The following is a 595-nucleotide window of genomic DNA, read 5'->3' as shown; positions in this document are numbered from 1 at the left end:
GCAAGACCGTGGGCGCCCTGGCCGGCGCCGCTGCCGCCGACACCGCCGGTACCGCCGATGCCGAGGTTGCCGCCGGCCCCACCGGCGCCGCCGTCGGGGGTCGCGGCGTTGCCGGCCGCGCCGGCCCCGCCATCGCCGGGGGTGGCGCCGTTGCCGCCATTGCCGCCCGCACCGCCGACACCCGTCAGCCCGTTAACGCCGTGAGCGGCCAGCCCGCCGATGCCGCCGTCGCCGCCGGCCCCGCCGTCGCCGCCGCTACCCGCCGAACCGCCGGCCTGCCCCGCGCCTCCCGGTGTCGAGCCGCTCGTCCCGTCGAGACCCGCGCCGCCGTGACCGCCCGCCCCGCCCTGCCCGCCGGCCCCGCCGGCGCCGCCGTTGCCGGACACCGAGCCGCCCGCACCGCCCGCGCCACCCACACCGCCGGCGCCGCCGTCGGTGCCGTTGCCGCCGGAATCACCCGCGCCCACCCCGGGCGCGCCATTGGTGCCTCCCGCGCCAGTGCCGCCGGCCCCGCCGGCGCCGCCATCGCCGTGGCTGCCACCCGCGCCGCCGCTGCCCCCAACCCCGCCATTAGCGCCCGCCGTGGTGGGGGAGT

At 82.9% G+C, this 595-nt stretch carries 1 protein-coding gene; it reads right to left on the bottom strand.

Annotation, left to right across the window (positions count from 1 at the left end; all coding sequences use genetic code 11):
* Positions 1–595: hypothetical protein (locus AC5Y43_RS24965; RefSeq protein ID WP_499977306.1), on the bottom strand; the 595-nt coding region annotated here is incomplete at both ends.

The organism is Mycobacterium sp. NGS57 (assembly GCF_059812405.1).
Note: the sequence above shows the minus strand (reverse complement) of the source record. Positions and strands in the feature narration are given on the sequence as shown.